The sequence below is a fragment of the Microbacterium sp. B24 genome (genome assembly GCF_000333415.1).
Classification (GTDB): Bacteria; Actinomycetota; Actinomycetes; order Actinomycetales; family Microbacteriaceae; genus Microbacterium.
In genome coordinates this window covers 1-2,619 of record NZ_BADB01000425.1, presented here as the reverse complement: position 1 = coordinate 2,619, position 2,619 = coordinate 1, and the positions used below count along the sequence as shown (strand labels likewise).

Sequence of the window (2,619 nt, the reverse complement as noted above, 5' to 3'; positions counted from 1 at the left end):
ATTCGAGCTCGGTCCCGGGGATCCTCTAGAGTCATCCTCGTCGCGCTCCTCGCCCCGGTCCTCGGGCAGCGCTCCGACGGATCCGGTCGACGCAAGCTCTGGCTCGGGATCAACACCGGCGTCGTGGTGCTCGCGATGGCGGCAATGGTGTTCGTCGACGGCGCGCCGGGCTATCTCGTGCTCGGCGCCACGCTGCTGGCCGTCGGCAACGTGTTCTTCGAGTTCGCGAGCGTGAACTACAACGCCATGCTCGTGCAGGTCTCCACCCGTCAGACGATGGGGCGCGTCTCCGGGTTCGGCTGGGGCATGGGCTACGTCGGCGGCATCGTCCTGCTGCTCATCCTGCTCGTCGGCTTCATCGGGCTCTCCTCGAGCCCCGGCCCCCTCGGCATCACCACCGAGGGCGGGCTGCACATCCGCCTGGCCGTCCTCGCGTCAGCCGTGTGGTTCGGCGTCTTCGCGATCCCGGTGCTCGTGCGGGTGCCGGAGATCCCGGCATCCGATCGTCGGGTGAAGGTCGGATTCTTCCGCTCCTACGTGCTGCTGTGGCAGACGCTGCGTGGCCTCTGGCACGGCAACCGCCAGGTGCTCCTGTTCCTGCTCTCCAGCGCCGTCTTCCGCGACGGCCTCGCCGGCGTCTTCACCTTCGGCGCGATCATCGCCGCGCAGGTGTTCGGCTTCACGTCGACGCAGGTGCTCTACTTCGCCGTCGCCGCCAACGTCGTGGCCGGCATCTCGACGATCTTCGCCGGCCGACTCGACGACCGCTTCGGACCGAAGAACGTGATCCTCACGTCGCTCATCGGGCTCGTCGTCGCGGGCCTGGCCGTGCTGGTCATCGGCAGCGGTCAGCTCGGCTTCTGGATCGTGGGGCTCGTGCTCTGCATGTTCGTCGGCCCGGTGCAATCGGCATCGCGATCGTTCTTGGCCCGCATCACTCCGGAAGGGCGCGAGGGCGAGATCTTCGGGCTCTACGCCACCACCGGACGCGCGGTGTCGTTCCTGGCACCCGGCCTGTTCGCACTCTTCGTCAGCCTCAGCGGCGACACGCGCCTCGGCATCCTGGGCATCGTTCTCATCCTGCTCGCGGGACTGCTGCTCATGCTGCCCGTCAAGACCGCTCAGGTCGAGATCCGCTGAGCTGACTCAGGCTTCTCGACGCGGGCGGAGTCCCACTGGCCATTGAGCGAGCGCAGCGAGTCGAAACGCAGGACCCGGCCCGGATGCCGCGACGCGCTCAATCGCGGCGCGGGCGCCGATCGCCGCGGTCGTCACGGTCGCGGTCCGGACGCTTGGCGGAGCGCTGGAAGCGGTCGGGCTTGATCTCGATCAGGCGACCGCTGATGCGGGTGCCCTCCAGCCGCTGGAGCGTCTCGCGGGGAAGGTCGGCGGGCAGTTCGACCAGCGAGAAGTCGGGACGGATCTGGATCGCGCCGAAGTCCTCACGGCGAAGACCGCCTTCATTGGCGAGCGCTCCCACGATCTGACGCGGCTCGACCTTGTGCCGACGACCGACCTCGATGCGGTAGGTCGCGGTCGGGCCTCCCGAGCGACGGCGATCGTCGCGGCGGGGCCGGTCGTCGCGGTCGCTGCGGTCGCGTCCGCGATCGTCGCGCTCGAACCGTTCGCGGCGCGCCGGAGCGGGCGGGTCCTCGTCCAGCAGCAGCGGGGTCTCCCCCTGTGCGACGACGGCGAGCGCCGCCGCGACATCCGCCTCGGGCACGTCGTGGTGGGTGACGTAGTGGTTGATGATGTCGCGGAAGCGGTCGATACGCTCGGTCTCGGCGAGCGCCGCCGTGATGGCGTCGTCGAAGCGGGTCAGACGCGTCGCGTTGACGTCGTCGGCACTGGGCAGCGCCATCTCGGTGAGGGGCTGACGCGTCGCCTTCTCGATCGACGCCAGCATGCGGCGCTCGCGCGGCGTCACGAAGCTGATCGCGTCGCCCGAGCGGCCCGCGCGGCCGGTGCGGCCGATGCGGTGCACGTACGACTCGGTGTCGATGGGCAGATCGAAGTTGACGACGTGGCTGATGCGCTCGACGTCGAGGCCACGCGCGGCGACATCGGTCGCGACCAGGATGTCGAGCTTGCCGTCCTTGAGCTGATTGACCGTCCGCTCGCGTTGCGCCTGCGCGACGTCGCCGTTGATGGCGGCAGCCGCGTACCCGCGGGCGCGCAGCTTCTCGGCGAGGGTCTCGGTCTCGTTCTTGGTGCGGGTGAAGACGATCATGCCCTCGAAGTTCTCGACCTCGAGGATGCGGGTGAGCGCGTCGACCTTCTGCGGATACGACACGATCAGGTAGCGCTGCGTGATGTTCGTCGCGGTCGAGGTCTTCGCCTTGACGTTGATCTCCTCGGCATCCTTCAGATACGTGCCGGCGAGGCGGCGGATCTGCGCAGGCATGGTCGCGGAGAAGAGTGCGACCTGCTTGCCGGCGGGGGTGTCGGCGAGGATCGTCTCGACATCCTCGGCGAAGCCCATCTTCAGCATCTCGTCGGCCTCGTCGAGCACGAGGAAGCGCAGTTCGGAGAGGTCGAGCGTGCCCTTGTCGAGGTGGTCCATGATGCGACCGGGCGTACCGACGACGATGACTCTAGAGGATCCCCGGGACCGAGCTC

General features: G+C 68.6%; 2 protein-coding genes. One reads left to right on the top strand and one right to left on the bottom strand.

Annotated features, from left to right (window positions below; genetic code table 11):
* Window positions 1-1,140: MFS transporter (locus I5I_RS12620; protein WP_036320239.1), on the top strand; the 1,140-nt coding region annotated here is incomplete at its 5' end.
* Between the two features lie 97 nt (window positions 1,141-1,237).
* Here I5I_RS12620 and I5I_RS12615 read toward each other — a convergent pair.
* A partial coding sequence (locus I5I_RS12615; RefSeq protein WP_036320242.1) for a helicase-related protein occupies window positions 1,238-2,619 on the bottom strand: 1,382 nt, incomplete at its 5' end.